Annotated in this window: 14 protein-coding genes; 9 read left to right on the top strand and 5 right to left on the bottom strand. The window is 61.5% G+C overall.

Annotated elements, in window-relative coordinates; all coding sequences use genetic code 11:
* The first annotated feature begins 47 nt into the window (after nt 1-47).
* The 9 genes from AU252_RS01830 (at nt 48) to AU252_RS01790 (ending at nt 8,646) form a co-directional block, all read left to right on the top strand.
* The gene (locus tag AU252_RS01830) at nt 48-1,313 is read left to right on the top strand and encodes a hypothetical protein (RefSeq protein WP_058929268.1); all 1,266 of its coding nucleotides are present in this window, start codon (nt 48-50) and stop codon (nt 1,311-1,313) included.
* Complete coding sequence (locus AU252_RS01825) at nt 1,310-3,121, top strand: type IV secretory system conjugative DNA transfer family protein (RefSeq protein WP_058929267.1); 1,812 nt, start codon at nt 1,310-1,312, stop codon at nt 3,119-3,121. Before AU252_RS01830 ends, AU252_RS01825 begins: the two co-directional genes overlap by 4 nt.
* Nucleotides 3,108-3,617 (top strand): hypothetical protein, encoded by a 510-nt coding sequence (locus AU252_RS01820; protein WP_058929266.1) that lies wholly within the window; start codon nt 3,108-3,110, stop codon nt 3,615-3,617. Before AU252_RS01825 ends, AU252_RS01820 begins: the two co-directional genes overlap by 14 nt.
* A gap of 55 nt (nt 3,618-3,672) precedes the next feature.
* A complete protein-coding gene (locus AU252_RS01815) occupies nt 3,673-4,803 on the top strand; it encodes a hypothetical protein (protein ID WP_157768918.1) in 1,131 nt (376 codons plus the stop codon).
* 57 nt (nt 4,804-4,860) lie between these two features.
* A complete protein-coding gene (locus tag AU252_RS01810) occupies nt 4,861-5,364 on the top strand; it encodes a single-stranded DNA-binding protein (protein WP_058929264.1) in 504 nt (167 codons plus the stop codon).
* 143 nt (nt 5,365-5,507) lie between these two features.
* Nucleotides 5,508-6,005, top strand: coding sequence for a hypothetical protein (locus AU252_RS01805; RefSeq protein WP_157768917.1), 498 nt, complete (start codon nt 5,508-5,510; stop codon nt 6,003-6,005).
* Complete coding sequence (locus tag AU252_RS01800; protein ID WP_058929262.1) at nt 6,002-7,102, top strand: hypothetical protein; 1,101 nt, start codon at nt 6,002-6,004, stop codon at nt 7,100-7,102. The genes AU252_RS01805 and AU252_RS01800 overlap by 4 nt, the downstream gene beginning before the upstream one ends.
* Nucleotides 7,029-7,478, top strand: coding sequence for a hypothetical protein (locus tag AU252_RS01795; protein ID WP_083510219.1), 450 nt, complete (start codon nt 7,029-7,031; stop codon nt 7,476-7,478). Before AU252_RS01800 ends, AU252_RS01795 begins: the two co-directional genes overlap by 74 nt.
* Complete coding sequence (locus tag AU252_RS01790) at nt 7,462-8,646, top strand: alpha/beta hydrolase family protein (protein ID WP_058929260.1); 1,185 nt, start codon at nt 7,462-7,464, stop codon at nt 8,644-8,646. The genes AU252_RS01795 and AU252_RS01790 overlap by 17 nt, the downstream gene beginning before the upstream one ends.
* Before the next feature lie 94 nt (nt 8,647-8,740).
* On the opposite strand, the gene AU252_RS01785 is transcribed toward AU252_RS01790, so the two are convergent.
* The 5 genes from AU252_RS01785 to AU252_RS01760 form a co-directional block, all read right to left on the bottom strand.
* A complete protein-coding gene (locus AU252_RS01785; RefSeq protein ID WP_205630624.1) occupies nt 8,741-10,729 on the bottom strand; it encodes a hypothetical protein in 1,989 nt (662 codons plus the stop codon).
* A 589-nt stretch (nt 10,730-11,318) separates the two neighbouring features.
* The gene (locus AU252_RS01780) at nt 11,319-12,593 is read right to left on the bottom strand and encodes a dsDNA nuclease domain-containing protein (protein ID WP_157768916.1); all 1,275 of its coding nucleotides are present in this window, start codon (nt 12,591-12,593) and stop codon (nt 11,319-11,321) included.
* Between the two features lie 394 nt (nt 12,594-12,987).
* Entirely contained in the window at nt 12,988-13,545 is a 558-nt protein-coding gene (locus AU252_RS01775; RefSeq protein ID WP_157768915.1) for a hypothetical protein, read from the bottom strand.
* A 26-nt stretch (nt 13,546-13,571) separates the two neighbouring features.
* The gene (gene mobF / locus AU252_RS01770; RefSeq protein ID WP_058929257.1) at nt 13,572-17,153 is read right to left on the bottom strand and encodes a MobF family relaxase; all 3,582 of its coding nucleotides are present in this window, start codon (nt 17,151-17,153) and stop codon (nt 13,572-13,574) included.
* Nucleotides 17,154-17,991: 838 nt separating this feature from the next.
* Nucleotides 17,992-18,264, bottom strand: coding sequence for a glutaredoxin family protein (locus tag AU252_RS01760; protein WP_058929255.1), 273 nt, complete (start codon nt 18,262-18,264; stop codon nt 17,992-17,994).
* Between the last annotated feature and the right edge of the window lie 4 nt (nt 18,265-18,268).

Here is an 18,268-nt window from a genome sequence, read left to right as displayed (position 1 = left end):
GCCTGAATGCTGAAGCAGCCAAACGCCGTCGTCAGGGTCCGCATGAGATGGCGGGTCAGCACCGGCTCCAGCCGCCCCTGCACCGCGCCTCCACCATGACGTTTGCGGCCGCGTATCCGTTCCTGACCGAATCGGGCCTTGGGCACGAAGGAACGTACATTGGCTCGGATGTCTTCGGCTCAGGTGCGTTCTCGTATGACCCCTGGATCCTGTACGACAAGGGAGTAATCAGCGGCCCGTCCATAGTGGTCATCGGCACGGTGGGGACGGGGAAGTCGATGTGCGGCAAGTCGCTGGTGGCGCGCTCGATCACGCTGGGCCGTAAGGCTGCCGTGGCCTCTGACCCCAAGGGGGAGTGGGTGCCGGTTGCGCGCGCTGTTGGGGGGAAGGTGATTTCGGTGGGGCCGGGGCGCCGGACGCGAGTGAACCCGCTGGATGCGGGCCCGAGGGCCAGCGATCTGTCCAACGCCCAATGGCAAGCAGTCGTCCGGCAGCGCCGCCGGCAGCTCCTGGTGGCTTTGGTGTCGCTCATGCGCCAGGGGGCGCCGATGCTGCCGGTCGAACACACGGCACTGGACATGGCCTTGACTGAGGCCGTGTCCGCAAACGCAACGCCTACGCTTCCGATGGTGCTTGACCGGCTTCTGGACCCGGCCCCGGAGACACTCAAGCTTGTAGGGCCCGACGGCGGCAGTTCAGTTGCGCACTCACTGCGCCGCACTGTGTCCGGTGACCTCGAAGGTATGTTCGATGCGCCGTCCACCGTGACGTTCGACGCGGACGCGCCGATGATGGTGATGGACACGTCGGGGCTCATCGGAGCCTCCGAGCAGGCGCTGTCGCTCGCGGCCGCCTGCAGTGCCACCTGGCTGGAAGCGGCCATCACCAACCCGGACGGCGGCAAGCGCCTGGTTGTCTACGACGAAGGCTGGCGCATGCTGGCCGACCCGTACATGTTGGTCAAGATGAGCGAACAGTGGCGGCTGGCTCGCACGTACGGCATTGCGAACCTGCTGATCATGCACAAGGTGGCCGATCTCAACGAGATTGGGGACAGCACCAGCGGGCACCGTCAGAAGGCGCTGGGCCTACTGACTGAGGCTGACACTCGCATCATCTATCGGCAGAAGCACGACTCAATGCGCCTGACCAAGGAGGCGCTGGGGCTCACGGCTGCCGAGTGTGAGCAGGTGGAGAACCTACCCAAGGGGGTCGGTCTCTGGAAGGTGGGGAGCCGATCGTTCATCGTCGCCAACAGGGTGACCACAGACGAGCTCGAGGTCTTCACTACGGACCACAGGATGCTGGAATGAAATCCCACCCTCACGATGACGTTCCGCTCGTCAACCTCGGACTTCTCTGCTTGGCCGGATACTTCGCCATATGCGCAGTGACTGAATGGGCCGTGAGCCTGGTAGCGCTGTGGCAATGCGGGACTGAGCTGACGGTTTCGCATAGTCCGTTCGCCGTCGTCGTGCTGGTGACGGGGGATGTGGGCTCCTTCGGCCAGATGCCAGCTGGCTGCGTGATCGACATCTTCATCGTTCGGTTGTTGCTGGGTGCGGCGCTCGCGGTCCTGGCCGCCTGTGCGGTAATTGGTTTGTTTGCTTGGCACGGCTGGCGGCAGTCCGGCGCCTGGCTCCGGCTGGAAATCCTGAGCCGCGAGGGGATTGCCAAACGGGCCGAGATCGCCAGGGAGTTTGGGCGGCGGGCAGCGCTGCGCCGGGGGTATGTGACGAGGCCCGGCTTGCAACGGCTGCGCCTTGCCGATGTGTCGTGGACGCTCGGCACGTCGCGGGGCGTGAAGATCAATGTCTCCACTGAGGAGTCGATGGTGATCCAGGGGGCGCCGCGGTCCGGCAAGGGACTCTTTGTGGTCATCAACGCCATTCTCGATGCCCCCGGTGCGGTGGTCACTACGTCGACCCGGGCTGACAACCTGGCCGTGACGATGAAAGCCAGGGCCAGCGGAGGACGGCCGGTCACCGTGTTCGATCCTCAAGGGATGTCAGGGTTGGGCTCCACGCTCCGGTGGTCACCTGTTCGTGGCTGTGACGACCCGGACATTGCTGTCCGGCGAGCGCTGGTGATCTCGGCCGACACACAGATGACGGGCGAGAATGCTGCCTGGCAAAAGCGTGCCCAGATCGTCCTACAGACACTCCTGCATGCGGCGGCCCTCTCCGGTGAGGGAATCAGGGCGTTTCGGCGGTGGTCCTCCAACCCTGTGCTTGCCGCGGAGGCCTTGGAAGTCCTGCAGGGTCCGCGCGCGGCTTTGGGCTGGCAGTCGGACCTGATGGGGATTCTGGAGGACGATCCCCGGAATACGTCCAACTCCTGGATCGGTGTCTCAGCTGCCGTGGCGCCACTGTCATCCCCGAAAGTGCTCGCCGCCCTGGACCCGACAAATCCGGAAGACGAATTCGATCCCCGAAGCTTCATCCGCGAACGGGGCACCCTGTACCTGATCGGCACAAAATCCGGGGCGGCCGCCGCCGGGCCTTACCTATCCGCGCTTATTGACGACATTGACGCCACAGCCCGGGAGATGGCCTTCACCGCCGCGGGCGGCAGGCTCGACCCGCCCCTGTCGCTCATCCTCGACGAGATCGCAAATCTCTCGCCCTGGCCGGGCCTCCCGGTGACTCTGTCGGACGGCGGCGGAATCGGAATTTCCACCATGGTTGTCCTGCAGTCGATGTCTCAGGCACGCTCAGGCTGGTCCATCGAGGAAGCCTCCACCATCTGGGAATCGGCCATCATCAAGGTCATTTTCGGCGGCGGATCGGACGAGCGCGACCTTCGGGATCTTGCGGCACTGTTGGGGGAGCGTCAGTTCACGTACAGGACCAGGTCATGGTCCTCTCAAGGGCGGCAGGTTGGCGAACAGATTCGCGATTTGCCTGTCATCGCCCTGCACGAGATCCGCAGGCTCCCGCCGGGAACGGCCCTGATGCTGGGGCGCCGAACACGGCCCATCCTGCTTGACCTGCGCGGTTGGCACCAGCGGAAGGATGCGGCAGACCTGGGGCGGTTCAAACAGGAGGCGGAAGAAGCCCTCGCGTTGGGCCATGCCGCGCAGCGTGCGCCTGTCGAGAAGGCTTCCGATGAGACAGTTTGATGACGACGGCGATCCGCTGGCCCTGTTCTTCGACGAACTTGAGCCAAAGCCACAGGATACAACAACACCGACCTACAGGTGGCGGGACCTTGATCAGGATACGGTCAGGAGCGCGTGGACGGAGTTGGACCTGTGGGTCCGGTGGTTCGTCTCCACGTACAGGCTGTCGACATCGGTCGTGCCGGACTGCTGGTGGAGGCACGCTGAACTGGTCGCCGAACTCTACGCACTGCAGAGGGCGGAGCACGCCTCTTACGGAGAATCAGACGCCGGGTTCGGCCCGCTCGGGTTCCACGAACGTATGTCGTTGGCCGTCGAGCGCCTCCGAATCCACACCAAGGCCATCGGCTGTGTGGGACTGCAGGCTCACAGGGAGGCCAAACCACGTGTGATGCCTGTAGGTGATTCAGAGTTCCTTGCTTGGAGCTCTGAATCGCACCAACTGCGCACGACGCCCCAAGGTCATGCGAACAGAACCGGCTGGTCGCATGGATAAGTGTCCGCTACTTGTAGGGGCGGACGCGTACTAAGAAGCAATGGAGGTGGCTGTCGTGGCCCCTGGAGATGCTGCGTCCAACGCGGACAACGGCGCGGGCGGTAAGCGGCTGGATCCCGAAGCGCGCATCATCCAACTGACAGGACAGCTGCATGCCATTCTCGAGGGTGCGATTTCCTCGCCGGGTCGCTGGCATCAACTTCTGGATACGTCTGCCACGCTGTGGCGCTACTCAGGCGGAAACGTGGCTCTGCTTAGGGCCCAGCGCGAACTGCTCGGACTTCAACCGCCCACGCTGGTCGCCGGGTACCGCGAATGGGAGCGGCATGGCCGTTTGGTTCTCAAGGGTGAGCATGCGCTCTGGGTGCTGGCTCCGCGAATGGCACCCATAGGATCGGACTCAGCGGAAATGGCAGGCAGCAACACGGTCGGCGGCAGGGGAGTGGAGGAACCCGGAGCCAGTCCGACGACGACTGACCGGAAGATCGTCGGTTGGCGCGGTCAGGCAGTCTTCGATGTCACCCAGACGGAAGGCGAGCCGATCTATGTGCCGCGTGCCGGCGTCGGGATGGCTGATGTCCCAGCGGGACTCTGGAAGTCCCTGGTTTACGCTGCGGAACGCCGCCGTTTCGCCGTGGACGTCACGGGCAGCCAGCGCTCGATGTCGAGCGGTTTCACTGATTTTGCGGATAGACGGATCCAGGTCGGTGCCTGGCTCGGTCCGGAGGACGCTGCGGCCGTCCTGGCCCACGAGCTCGGACACGCGTACCTTCATGGACCTGACGACAAAGTCGGAGCACTGTATGGCAGCGGGCTGCAGCACCGTGGACTCGCCGAGGTGGAAGCAGAGTCCGTGGCATATACGGTGTTGCGCGCCCATGGCGTAGACCGTGGCACTCAATCATCGGATTATCTCGCCGGATGGGCGGACAAAGTCATCGACGTCGAACGGGCCGGTTGGTCCGGGGACGGGAAGCGGGACGGCTTCCTGACGCGGATGGACATAGCCCGGTCGACTCTCGGCCGCGTGACCGCGACATGCCGCGACATTTTACAAATCACCCAACCCGTCGGTGCGGGCGGAAAGCTGACGTCGCTTCAGGCACCTTCTGCTGCCGCGCAGGTCGATACGCACCCGATCCACGCTTGGCCGCGCCCCACGTCCGCCGACATCCGGGCGAAATGAGCTTCCAGATTTCCAGCCGGACTGGCCGGCTGGAAACGAGAAAGGTAGGCACCAACCATGGGCACCAGAATCCCGGTATCCATTTCCGGCAACCTCGTCGCCGATCCGGAACTCAGCTTCGGAGAGTCGGGGGTTGCCCACGCGAAACTACGTGTGGCCGTAAATCAGCGACTCCAGAATCCGGATGGCTCCTGGCGGGATGGAGAGCCGCTCTTCCACAACGTGTCCGCGTTCCGCGCGCTGGCAGAGAACGTCGCCAACTCCCTGAAGAAGGGGGACCCGGTTGTCGTCGGCGGGGAGATGGAATTCCGCCACTACGACAAGGACGGAGTGCAGCACGAGGCTCACCGCATCGTTGCCGACAACGTGGGGCCCGACCTGCGCTACGGGACGGTCGCATTCCAGCGGACGCCCAAGACGAGCGCCGAGGTGTTTGCTGGCCCCACTGGACCTTCACAGCGGAACTTAGGGCCGGGGGAGGACTGGGGAGCTGCACCGCAGGGAGGACTCTCTTCGGTTCCGGTTGGCGCGGCCCGCGCATCCAATGGGCTGCAGATGTAAGCCTTTAGAACGCATTTGTGCTCTTGCTCTGGACATGTCCAGAGCAAGAGCGGTTCAATAGTAGATACGACGTTCCTGTGGGTCTCTGGACCGCTCGACGTCTGGTCGGTCGCCTCACGTTGGCTGGCCGGTGCAATGACGGGATGACAATGGAAAATCCTTCATTCGTCGTAAATTCAACGCCAGCGGACAGTGCGGCCCAGGCGTTCAGTTCGCTTCGGCTGCCGACACATCTGACATTAGAGCGGCTTGTCGCGGTGGTGGAGTCGATCCGCAACCGTCCGATAACCATCGATGTTGCCGACGGACTCAACGGGGGTTCTGTCTGCGGGCTGTGGCTGTCGACAGACTCGAAAGAAATCATCCTCCATGCGGCCACTCCATCGGCCCTTCATCGCCAACAATTCGTTCTCCACGAATTGAGCCACATGGTCCTGCGGCACGACGAGGTGGGCATTCCCAAGGACTATGCCAGCGTTCTTTTTCCCAACGTTCCCGAGGCGATGGTCATGCGGGTCTTGATGCGGAGCAGTTTTGCCGATCGTCTGGAGGCAGCAGCCGAAACTCTGGCGGATCTCTTTGCAGCCGCCATCCGGGACAGCACGCTTGAACCCCGCTCCTTCGAAAGAGTGTTCGGATGATCCAGGCCATCGCCGCCGCTGTCATCTGGGGATTGGTCCTCTGCCTGTTGCCTGGGGTGAGAGGCCGAAGCGACCACAGCATCGTCGTCGCAGCAGTGACCATTGCGTCTTCACTTACCCTGAACATCGACTCCGTATATGACGTCGGGGACGCCATCCTGGGTGGCCGCAACGTGTTGGACCTGAGCTCCAACATGCTGATGGTTGTCGGTATCTACTTCCTATCTAGGGCGATTCTTCGCGCTGCCGATCCCAGTGAACTGCCCGCGACGCCGGACAGGTTCGGCTTGGCAGTCCTTGGCTTGGTGGTCGTGGGCCTCATTGTGAGCTTTAGCTTCATAGAGGCACCCCAATCGTCGACCAGATTCATGGCGGACTACGGCGGGCAATGGTCTGCGGCCATCTATTCTGCGGTGCAGTTTGTGTACATGGGAGTAGTTGTGGGCGTGACGGGCTACACGTGCTTCAGATTCCGCGGAGACATGACGCGGCCCTACTTCCGCATCGCATTCACGCTGATCGGTGTTGGCTGTGCGCTCGCGGTTGTGCTGGTCCTGGCCGTCCTTGGGATGGACCTCTTCCATCTGCTGGGAGACCTGGGCTCAATGCGCGAATTGTCGGTGGTCTATGACGGCGCCGTGCTCGGCGCCATGATATTTCTGTGTGCAGGGCTGGCACTTCCGCCGGTCGCCCGCCGCTTAACACGAAGGGCCGATGCCCAAACAGAGTCCCTTCTTGTTAGCGGGCTCATGCCGATCTGGGAAAAGACCACCGGCACCCGGACGGAGCTTCGGCTTGAGTCCGGCGTAAACCTAGCCGATCAGGGTGACTCCGCGCGGTGGCGTCTCCACAGGATGCTGGTAGAAACCCAGGACGCGCTGCTCGTTGATCCGCCGCTTGCTAAGTTATTGAGCAGTCATGAATTCCAAGTGCTGGCACAAGCCGAGGACTACCTGGCAGTGCGCCAACGCGCTGGGCCACACGGACGACAGCTATGGGACATCGAGGGGAGGGCAACACTTCGTGGCAGAAACAGTCGACGAGCCTCTCGAAACGCCACAAGCCAAACTCGCTCGCAAGCTCAACCTCCTGCTTGATCTGTTTGAGGCACAGGGGTCAGAACCGCTGACGTATCCGCAGATCAGCCAGCACATGGCACAGCGCGGGACGCCGTTGTCGCGCTCGCGGTGGGCCTACATGCGCAGCGGCGACAGTTCCTTGGCAACTGATGCAGCCTTGCTCCGGAATCTCGCAGAGTTCTTCGGCGTTGACTCGAACTACTTGCTGGACGAAACCAACGAGGTTCCAGATCTCGTCGATGCCCAACTCCAGCTCTTGCGCACAATGCGGGAGGCTCGTGTACGGAACTTTGCTGCCAGGCAACTGCAGGGCATTTCGCCGGAAACTTTGGTGCAGCTTCGGAAGGTAATCGACGAACGGCTGGGAGGCGGGGGACATGATGGTCGTTCGTAGGGTGCTGCTGGGGCTGGCGGCGGCCGCGTTGGTCGGTGGCTCGGCTGCGTTCCTCGGGGCCGCCTACTTCGCGCGACAGGTTGTGGTGCCCAAGACCACGCGGAAAGAGGATCTGCCTATCCGGCGGGCCTTCAACGGTGCTGACGGCGGGCTGTTGGTTGAGCTGCCCGCGTCCCCTCAGACATGCGCGCCTGGCCGATACAGCATTTGGTTTGCCAACGGCACCGGGCATGCCTGCGTCGGTCCAGTGGCAGCTAGCGATCCCAAGGGCGGCACAGTGACTCGCGTTGTTGAGCGCGTCGACTCGGGCGATCTTCTGAACGCGAGGGCAGGGATCTGGAGCGGGTACGTTTTTTCGAAGCCGGAACAACTAGGACTGCCGTTTTCTGACGTCGAGATACCCGTTGAGGGAGGCCTTGCGCCGGCTTGGAGATTCGAACCGGCCGGAGCGTCGGCAAAGCCGAACGCTTGGGCAATTCACATACATGGGATGGGCGGAAAGCGGGCCGGCGCTCTCCGCGGAGTGCCGGTGGCCGTGCGGTGCGGCTACACATCGTTGGTCGTCTCATTCCGAAACGACGGAGAGGCTCCACCGTCCGTAGACGGCCGGTACACGCTCGGACAATCAGAATGGCTCGATGTTGAAGCAGCTGTTCAGTATGCCGTCGCCAACGGGGCGCAGGAGATTGTGCTTTTCGGCTGGTCCCTTGGCGGGGCGATTGCCTTACGTCTTGCCGACTTGTCTGCCCACTCGCACCGAATTGTGGGGATGGTCTTGGACGCGCCTGTCATGGACTGGGCTGGGACGCTCACCGAGAACGCCAGCGCCAGCGGACTCCCGCGTTCAATTGCATCGCTCGGTCTGCGAATGCTTCAGTCGCCGAAGACGCGGTGGGTCACGGGGCTGCAGGATCCTATCGATTTCACGCAGTTGGACTGGCTGAGCCGAGCCTCGGAGATCAAGCAGCCATTGCTGGTGCTGCACGGACAAGAGGATCCATCAACGCCATTCCACTTGTCACTGCAGGTCGCCGATCGTCGACCGGATGTAGTCCACCTCGTCCGCTTCGACACTGTGGGCCATTCACAAGAGTGGAACTCCGACGTCGGCAAATGGGACACAGCGGTCAGTACTTGGTGCAACTCCGGTCTGCGGGCAGCGCTCTGAATCCCTTGGACCTTCGAAATCAATCACGCGGGCGCGGACCCCTTGTACACCGGCTATCCACATCTTTGGGTAGTCCGGGTGGGTGCTCACCTGCTCACACTCCGAGTTTGTCGTCCGGCGTTCGGGACGCCAAACGGATGAGCCTGTCTTGCTGGCTGAGCTCGAGGATAATGGAGTCCCGTACTTCGTCGATGACGGCGGCGGGTATGTCATTGTCCACAGCGATCAGCTGGAGGTGTTCTTCGTATTCGTTTCCGACCTCAATCAGCAATCGGTACATGTCGCCTATCCGATCGCGATCAAACCCTTCGTGTCCAGCATTGGCGGAGATGCCATCTAGGACGAGCAACCCAGGTATAGGCAGGCCCCTGTCGATGGCGACAGTATGGTGGGCCAGAGCATGAGCGACATTTACAAGCGTCTTTAGCCCTTGACTTGATAGTTCGTCAAATGACCTTCCGCTGACCTCGGGTAGAAACGTCGTGCGATTAATTCGCACGGTTAGGAGGTCTGCCAACTGTGGAATGTGAAGTCTTTCCAAATACTCTAAAATTCGTTTCTCGAGCGCTTCGAGATTTTGGTCAGCCTCATGTTGATTGGCCTCGCGGCCCTCAATAGCATGGCTGAGCTCCTCTCGCTCTTCTTCAAGCTTTCTCCGAATTTGGTCTTGATCACTATGACGCGCAACGAGCTGTGCATATTCATGGAATTTTTCGATGTCCGCGCTTACTGTTGCGATGTCCCTCGCTTGCGCGCGGATAACCGCGGCCCGGTCCGAAACGAAGGCTGCTGTTCGCTGGTCCAACTCAGCAGCCAAGCGGTGCAGAGTGACCTTGTTGGCTTCGACGTTCGCTTTCGTTTTGTCGAGAGCCGATTGCCGCAATTCCATGACTCGATCAGTCTCGGAAACCTGACTGATAACGCGGTCCTGCTCGGAGAGTAGCGCTTCGCGTGACGTCGTCGAGTTCTCGGGCTTCAAACACAAGTAGCAATGGCCGCTCTCTGCCCTGTTAGGTTCAATGCCGTTGCCGCAACGCGGGCAGACGACGAAGTCGAAGTCCACGAGCCATTCGTCAGCAACGATTGCTCGAGTCAAACGTGCCGATTGGCTGATTAGCTGCCGTTTCAGTTCCTGAAGATCGGTCAGCTGTGTGGTTAGACGTGCCTCGTCAGCCTGTAGTGTGTCTTGAATTTTCCTGTGGTCGAGCACTGAACTGCGAAGATCGCCGACTTCGGCAGCGTCTACAGTTTCCGCAGCAACCGTTCGCTGTTGTTGCTCCATGGACTTCAGCGCTTGTTGACGCTGCGCGATGGCTGTTCGAATCGCTGTTTCGTCAGAGAATGGCGTGCCTTCCAGGAAGCGGCGAATAACTTCTGCTTCCCTGTCAAGACTATCCAGTCTGAGTTCCACGCCTCGTCGGCTGGCTATCAAGGCGGCCAGTTCAACGTCGTAGTAGCCATAGGCAAGTTCGAAGATCCACCGACGCTTCTGGTTCTTGAATCGGTCCTTGTGACCGAATACATCCGAGTCCAGTTCATCACCGGTAACGATGCAGTAGCCCAGCCAGTCAGTCATGCTCACCGCTGACAACCGCGAAGTCGGATCGGTTCGAGCTTCTGGAACGCTCACGGCGGGCAGAGCCAGTTGATCAAGTAAGAAGCGGCTATACGAGGATTCTGGTCCTGTTGCGGGCAGGCGGATCGCCTCATTGTCCGACGCGATTACATTGTCGTCCGTCTTAGATCGAGCGACTTCCACGGGTGCCGTCCGCGTCGTCACCAGCGGACGGTATACGTGCCAGTTGTTCCTACGAAGCTGCAAAGTCCCTCTCAGGGCACGGACGTGCCCGACTTCCGGAGGCAAATTGTCAGGTACAGTGCCCAAGAGTGAGCGCAACAGCCGTACGAAGGTTGTCTTGCCTGTTGTGATGTCTCCGCGCACGAAGTTGAGCGATGGAAAGAGGCGAACAGTCCGTCCGCCTCCAAGGAGCTCCACCTCGACGACGCGCAAACGATGGTCCTGCAGGGTACTGCCTGTTGTCGTCGTCAATTCGCGATTACTGTCTTCTGGGGACGTACTCAATGTATGTCCTCCTTCCATGTTGCATCAGCAACTTCAGGCAATTCGTACAGAAGGCCCTTTAGAGTAGTTCCGGACAAGTCAAGGTGCCTGCGAAGAATCTTGACCCGCGCATTAAGCTCACCGAAAGACTCGTCGTCTGCAAGATTGGCTGAAACGGTTTCTCCTCTGAGCGTCGTACGGTAGCCAAAACCGCTGCTGCCTGAGAGCGGGAGCGCTTGGACTAGGCTCCGTCCAATTAGAGCTCCCAGAATGGCGTAGTACGCAGGATCCCAAGGACCGTACCTATAGCGCATCATGCGGCTGTCTATTGGCGCTGTGTCCTCGATATCCAAAATTTCAGTGCGTACCCTCAGATCAACATTCCTTCGTGCCAGGACTCGTTCGAGGTGACGCGGATAACGCAGGAGGAAGTCCAGCTTGGCCAGTTTTACTCGGCCTTCCAGAGTCCGGGGCCCCGTCGTCTTCCGGCTGAAACCGTCGATAAGGAGAAGCAGCCGGGCTTCAGCTTCAGGACTAGAGCGATACTGCTGCCACTTTGACGATCCGCTGCTGGGCGAGTGTCCGACGACAGCCTCTGGAGTATCCGTCATCAGGCCTGCCACCAGTACTTGCAGGTATCAGAAAGATGGCACAAGAACCCGAAGACAAGGTTGCTGTCGGCTTGAAACAATCTGTCGCTATCGAGGTGAGCCAGTTGCATCGGTTGGCTTAGCAGCTCTGCGACGACATACTCACCGGGCTGTGATGCGATCGCCGGGTTGCCCCCGGCCATCAGCCTCGCGCGAGTGGCCGTCGCGTCTGCTGTTTGGAGTACTCGGCGTTCGAGGCGTTCAAGAGTCGAGATCGCATCCGGCCTACTTCCTAGAACCTCTTGGCGCCCTATTTCAGCAACTGCGCGGAGTCCTTGGGCCAAATCGATAGTTTGTTTAGTGACACCAGCCGCCCGCATTTTGAGTTCCAATGCACTTGTCACTTCACCATTCTTGATTCTGGCGAGCAGATCCTCCCGGGTTGCGCCTTGAAGTGGCGGGACACGCGACAGCAGAGACGTCCGAGTCAGTGTCTGAGTGGCGAGCGAATCTATCCCCGTCATCTCCTGGCTGCTGGAAGCCCTGGTGGTCTCAGGTGATCCATGGAGTTGCTCGGCAAGACGGGCGACAACCGTTGCCGTGCGGTGCTCGTTTGCTTGCGCCTGCTGTGCTGCTTCAAGAAGGTCACCAAAAATGCTCTCGCGCTCCGGTGTCGACAGGGCTGGCCAAAGGGCTCCAATGTATTGGAGTATCACGGCGTCGATGTGGAGCCGGGTGGGTTGTTGTGGCCTAATGATCAGACGCTCTAGGAAGCGCTCAACCTTTCTGGACGGCATACCCAGTTCCACGATTTTCCTCCGGAGTGCCGGGCCGGCGGTGGGAGGCGAGGAGAAAAAATTGACCGTCTCCTTGGCTTCAGCCATGGGACCCTCAAGCCAAAGTTCAAAAGTGCTAATCTCAACTAGGCCATGAATTTCGGCTTCCTTGAACGATCGAACCAAAGCATCGATCCCGTGGCCTTCCGAACACACTCGATTCGCACTCCACGACCCTTTGTCACGTGTCTTGAGTTGCGCGAAACGAAGCTTTGACTCGTAGACAATGACGATGTCTTCCACGTGTTCGCAAACAATTGCCGTCGGCGGATCAATCGAGCTCAAACAAGTTAGCCATTGCCACACGGACTGCTTTGCTTGCCAGCGGTATCTGGAAAATGTCTCGTAGCCTGAACGGTCAGAGGCGAGCGCTGCGAGAAAATCTGGCGTCGCAGGACCAGGCGAGAAGTGCGGATGCCCGTGGTCCGGCGAAGACCCATCGGTCTGGAGTTCAGACATTGGCCCCATTCCTATATCTGCATTTGCGATTCGAGGGTTCCGCAACTGTAGGACGACTCTACTTGCCACTCCCGAATGTATTTGCATCCATTCCAAAAAGTCGCGGGGCACGCAGTCCAATCAGCCACGTCGGTTCGCCGGTCTGAAGTACAGGTGACAAAGGATTCGGATGCATCGGCTTTCCCTCTCCGTGGACACGCCACGACTAGAGTTGCGTTCCCTACCTCGGACATTGTGCCAATTCTTCCGAAGCAAGCCGCCGCCTATCGCTTGAAGATGGAGCAAAATTGAGCAAGGTGCCTGTGCTTTCGCCTTTCGCAACACTGGGTACGGCCCTAGCAGACTCAAGTCGCAGGAATCGACGAAACGGCCAGAATTCCTGGTCGCATCTGCATCACCGCGGAGACCTCTCCGAAAGCTTCTCAAAGTCCTTCCGACCTGCCGCGGGAGCGAAACCTAGATACTTCTGGGCAGCCAAGTGGTAGAAAGTCGGCCACGGATTGCCCAGCTTTATCTGTGAAGGATCCGGCGAGATGAGTAGAACTGTGCCTTCCCATATCTCATCGGGAAGGGCTTCCATCCAAGCACGCTGAACGTGGTCGAATTGGTTCCAGCGCAGCGTTACCCAGGTTCCGGTCGGTTCGACCGTCTCGATGGCCAGTATCGTGACTTCGGTCGTCGTTCCCACCTGCAGTCTGGTTGCCTCAAGCCGCCGCCATTGCTCGACCGCACGGGCGGTCCACTTGTTCGCCCGTTGCAGGCGGTAGAACCAGATGGTGCCGACAGCCACGGCGAACAGGACGGAAAGGGCCAGAATCGGCCAGAGGTTGGGCAACGTGGGAGATGCCGGGATCGCGAGTGTGCTGAACGCGAGGCACAGCATCGCTAAGGCGCTGGCAACTACCAGCCAGCCCGTCCTTACCTTTGGCTTTACGAATGGATTGGCGTTCATTTGCACCGCCTGTTGACTATCCAATTTTAGCTCCCGAGGTCGAAAGGCTGAACAGTGGATGCAGCGCGGGAAGTTCCTTTCAGGTTCGCGGAAGTCATAGAGCCGAGCGCCTCTGGCGGAGCGGCGGCAACTGCTATGACCAAGGCTTCGACTCGTGCGTGTTCCGTGTACTGGATCGTGTCGGCTGAGTCCGGCTTGCGTCCAAAGGGGAGGGTTTCGCTGTCGATATCCCAGCGGTCACGATATCTGGCAACCTCCCCGACGAGGCCATGCCATGTCTGCGGATCAATTGCTCCGGGAAGCAAGGCCCGGAGCGTTTCCTTCCACGAGGAGTCATGCATCTGGGCTGTCCGAGTGGTGACTCGGTTTCGCTGGCCGATACGATGCTCGACATTGTTCAGCAGGAGGCGGATGTCTTCTCGTGGAGGGGGCGGGGACGCCCCCGCCGCGGGGATTAGCGGCCGACTTTGTTGGGCTATGGCGCGTAGCCGCGAACGGATGTCAGACGCCGATTCATTGCCGTCCGCTGCCGTCAGGAGCCCGTCGACGAGGGCTTGCTCAGCAGCCGCGCGGTCTACAGCGGAAGCGCGACTCCAAGCCGTGGTGAGCACGCTCCATTCTGGAGATTGACGCAGCCGGTCCAGCGACTCGGGGGAGTGAGTGCTGACAAGGTGAGTGACGTCGTCGTACGCGGCGATCTGGCGAAGATAGTCCCGCTCCGCCATAAACTGGCTCAAGGAATCGACCCTGGCCGCCTCGGAAGCTCTGATTTCGTGGGCCGTGTGTTCCGCACCTTCCGCTGCGAGAACCTGACTGAGGATCTGCTGCCAGTCCGGCAGCGTTGAGGGATCGATGGCGTGGTGGTCGCGTGGGTCTGGTTCGCAGACATAGGCGGTGTTGGAGTGGCGTCCGCGGGTCATGGAGACATAGAAGAGTTCGCGGGTGAGGCGTCCTTCGGAGACGAGGGTGTGTCCGGTGTCCACCGTGATTCCCTGGGAGCGGTGGGCCGTTGTGGCGTAGCCAAGCTCGACGGACGCGGCGAGGTACCGGCTGGTCAACGTGATGGTGGCGCCGGTGTCCAGCCGTCTGCCCGTGATTGACCCATCGAGGGCGGGCGGATCTGTGATCGTGATGAGGGTGCCGTTTCGGATGAAGTCGCCTGTTTGGTCGGTGAGGCGGCGGTCGTTGCGGCGCGCCAGGATCCGGTCACCTCGGCCGGCGTGCAGTCCGTCGCTCAGAATGACTGTGACTTCCGGATCGACCCTGCCTGTGGTGACCAGGTCGGCCTGCGCGCGTTCGTTGAGCATGGCGACGGTGTCATTGTCGGGAGCGATCAGGATGGAAGACCGTCCGGCTTGAACGTCTGTGTTCCACCGGTCGTAGGCTGCATCGACCATGGAGTCGTACGTGCCGGCACGGATCCGGCCGCGGCTGTTGTAATCCTGGATGACCCGGAAATCGCCCGATCTGAGTTTGAGTGAGCTCTGCCGTTCCCAGGGTTGGCTAAAGCGCCAGATGGTTGTCAGCTGCGCGGCTTTGCTGGTGCGGCTGAGCCACCCGAGCATGCCGCCGGCGTCGATCGCGTCCAGCTGGGCGGGGTCGCCAACAAGGACGAGCTTGGCACCGGCAGCCTCGGCCTGGTCGACGAGGGCCGCGAGATGGTGGGTGGGAACCATGGAGGCTTCGTCGACGATGACCAGCTGGTTGGGGCGGAACTGCCATCTGGATTGAGTCGCGCTGAGCGCGGTGAGCTGCTGCGCGAGCCTCTGAAGAAAGCGCGCGGATGACGGGTCACCGCCTGCTGTGGCGATTGCTGCCAGGTACCGTCGCTCGGCGTCGAAGTACCGTTCGGCACGGTTGGCGGCACCGGGGCCGGATGATTCGTAGAGCCATTTGGTGACGTTGTCCGTTGCCAGGTCGAGCTCGTGTCCGAGGACGTCGGCCGACGCCGCGGCCGGGGCCAAACCAATGACGCTGCCCGATCCGAACTCCGCCTCCCAGAAACTCTTCACGGCAGCCATCGCGGTGGTCTTGCCGGTTCCGGCCGGCCCTACGACGGCGTCCAGCCGCCGCCCGCTTCCCAGTATGCTGGCGGCTGCGTCGAGCTGGTCCGGCCACAAGCCGACGCCCCTGGCGTTCGTGTACTCGGTGAGCGCGGAGCATGCGGATGGATCCATCGCGGGCGCATCCGTTGTGTGGTGGGCTGCCATGACTCGGGCCTCGTTAGCCAACGTGGACACATCGGTATAGAGGTGGTCGCTGGGCCAGTCGAAAACGCTGTGCCCATCGAAGGCCAGATCTGGTGCTGTGCTGGCCGCCGGGCCGTAGCGAAATTCACTGAGGGGCACGGACTGCTCTTCAGCGGAGTTCGCGACGGCGTCCATGATGTGCCGCCGGTCCTCTGGGCTGGCGCAGCGGAGTTCAAGGCAGATCCGTTCCGCTTCGGCGAGTAGGTTCCACCGGTTCCAGGTGGCTCGTCGGCCGGCAACGGCCTGTTCCACGAGCCTGCCAGTGGACTCGAACCAGGAGTCGCTCAGTTCGGAATCGTGCAGTGGTGCCGTACGTGAGCGGTTGATGGTCTCGGCGACCACGCGTTCGGCGTCGAAGTCGATGGCGGCCGCCCGGTTCCGCCACTCGAGGGTCCGGGTAGAGAGCGGGACGATACGGTCGGGCTTGGCGGTGCGTGTGGACAGTGTGGCCTGCTGGCGAAGGCGGATCTTTGTGGTCGCCGTGGGTATGCGGCCGTGCGTCTGGGTCCATTCCTGGACAAGACGGTCAGTTTCGACGTCGATGAGCCGGGTTCGGCTTGAGAACTCGCGGATCAGGATGTCATCGACGCCGGTGAGTTCCAGCTTCGGGTTGTGTTCAGTTGTGCCGGGCCGGCGGACGTCAGCGTCGGTGCCGAGGTCTCGCTTGAGCTGGTCGAACAGGACACCGTTGTAGTGTTCGCTCGCCGCAACAGTCGCCTTGTAGAGGGTGCGTGAGTCCAGCGTGCCCCAGGCACCGTCGGAGTTGCGTTGGACGCGGTTGGCAATCACGACATGGGTGTGAAGCTGGGGATCTCCGGTCCGGGATTCCCAGTGGTCGAAGGACGCGGCGACTGCGCCGCGGACGCTGAGCCGGGCGATGCCGTTGTGGCCGGCGCGGGTGTGAATCGCCGTTGCTTCCAACCAGACCATCGTTGCGTCGAGGGCGGAGTGGTGGGCTCGCAGGATCCTGGCCTTGTCCACGCTGTCGGCCAGCGCCCAGAGCACGGAGATCGATTTCGGGACACTGAACGTCAGGTCAAAACCTGCCACGGTGGGGCGCCTATTCTGCGGGGCTGCGTGCGACGAAGGCGGATCCTGGTGTGGATGCCTGCCCAACGCTTCGCCCGTCGTCGGATTTTCAGCCCGTTCGAAGAGCGCCTGAGCCGCCGATGGTGTGACCGTGGAGCCGGATTCGACGCCGATGCCGGCCAGGCCGGCACCCAGCCACCTGCCCTGCGGGTTGCTGGACTGCGTGTAGTAATCGGTCAGGTTGCGGGTTGCGACGTCAGCGCGCAGGGTCGTCTTGAGCAGGTACTTCACGCCGGACTCACTCGACAGCCTGGCTATCGATACAGTCATGGGTCGGTCCTGCCTGTGATCCATCCCCGGCGAGTGAAGACGTCGGTGACCCGTTCCCCCAAGTGGGCGCCCGCCGTCGTGAACGAGACAAGGCGAGCGGCCAGCAGCTGGAGGTCGCTCAGGTCCTGACCGCGGTGCTGGCGCAGCGACCAGTTTTCGCTCTGGAGTCGGCGGCAACGTTCTGCCAATGCGGTCGCCGTGGAGATGGCTTGATCGGCGGAAACCGCCATCTTGTGCAATCGGTCGTAGGCCGTTGCCAGTTCAATGTCGTGGTCCGCTGTGGCCTTGTGCAGTCGTCGCTCATAGCCCGTGCGAAGATGCGAGGTCTCAGCGCGATTCAGCGCCGACCGCGCAACGGAATCGTCGATGTCAGTTCGAGGGGGAACTGTTGCCGGGGAGCGTCCCGGGCTACGTCTCTGGCGCAGACGTGCCGCGCGGTAGCGTCGTTGGCGCTGCCTGTTCGCGCAGCCTGATGTGCAGTAGATCTGCCCACGGCGGGTGGGTGTGAAGGCGGTGTGGCATTCCGGGCAAGTTTGGTCGTTCACACCCGTTCATGGGTCCGGGCGCCGGAGTCTGCATGACTCGGCGTTATGTGCTTCGTTACGGCGCATCGCAAGATGCCAGAGGTGTGAGGCGCTTTTGTGGTCGCGCTAGGGGGCCTGGCGGGGGTCGTCGGAGCATGCGTGACGTGGCGGATGGATCGGCCGACGGTTTGGTGTAAAAGCGTGATTGTCGCCGAATCAATGAGTGGGGGATTGGGTTGGGTGGATTCGATGCAGAGGAAAAGACCGTCGACGGCGGGTCGACGGTCTTTGGGTTTGCGCAGGTCTGGAGGGGACTAGAGGTTGCCGGGCGCTTGCTGGGTGCCATCAGCATGCTGGAGCGCTCGGGTTAGCCTCTCGATTTCGGTCGGGTTGAAGCCGGACCAATGGTGATGGTCATCCACCACGACGATGGGCGCTTGTGCGTAGCCAAGGTCCTGGACGTATTCGAGGGCCGCGTCGTTGGTGGTGAGGTCGACGCTCCTGTAGCTGAGGCCTGCCTTGTCGAGGCTGAGGGATGTCAGCCGGCATTGCTGGCAGCCGGGTTTGGTGTACAGGATGATGTTCATGGTG

It is taken from the genome of Pseudarthrobacter sulfonivorans (assembly GCF_001484605.1).
Lineage (GTDB): Bacteria > Actinomycetota > Actinomycetes > Actinomycetales > Micrococcaceae > Arthrobacter > Arthrobacter sulfonivorans_A.
Note: the sequence above shows the minus strand (reverse complement) of the source record. Positions and strands in the feature narration are given on the sequence as shown.

Excerpts from the sequence above, each read along its gene's own strand:
- AU252_RS01830 (WP_058929268.1), top strand. The coding sequence starts at position 48 with ATGGCGGGTCAGCACCGGCTCCAGCCGCCCCTGCACCGCGCCTCCACC.
- AU252_RS01825 (WP_058929267.1), top strand. The coding sequence starts at position 1,310 with ATGAAATCCCACCCTCACGATGACGTTCCGCTCGTCAACCTCGGACTT.
- AU252_RS01820 (WP_058929266.1), top strand. The coding sequence starts at position 3,108 with ATGAGACAGTTTGATGACGACGGCGATCCGCTGGCCCTGTTCTTCGAC.
- AU252_RS01810 (WP_058929264.1), top strand. The coding sequence starts at position 4,861 with ATGGGCACCAGAATCCCGGTATCCATTTCCGGCAACCTCGTCGCCGAT.
- AU252_RS01805 (WP_157768917.1), top strand. The coding sequence starts at position 5,508 with ATGACAATGGAAAATCCTTCATTCGTCGTAAATTCAACGCCAGCGGAC.
- AU252_RS01800 (WP_058929262.1), top strand. The coding sequence starts at position 6,002 with ATGATCCAGGCCATCGCCGCCGCTGTCATCTGGGGATTGGTCCTCTGC.
- AU252_RS01790 (WP_058929260.1), top strand. The coding sequence starts at position 7,462 with ATGATGGTCGTTCGTAGGGTGCTGCTGGGGCTGGCGGCGGCCGCGTTG.
- AU252_RS01780 (WP_157768916.1), bottom strand. The coding sequence starts at position 12,593 with ATGTCTGAACTCCAGACCGATGGGTCTTCGCCGGACCACGGGCATCCG.
- AU252_RS01775 (WP_157768915.1), bottom strand. The coding sequence starts at position 13,545 with ATGAACGCCAATCCATTCGTAAAGCCAAAGGTAAGGACGGGCTGGCTG.
- mobF (WP_058929257.1), bottom strand. The coding sequence starts at position 17,153 with ATGACTGTATCGATAGCCAGGCTGTCGAGTGAGTCCGGCGTGAAGTAC.
- AU252_RS01760 (WP_058929255.1), bottom strand. The coding sequence starts at position 18,264 with ATGAACATCATCCTGTACACCAAACCCGGCTGCCAGCAATGCCGGCTG.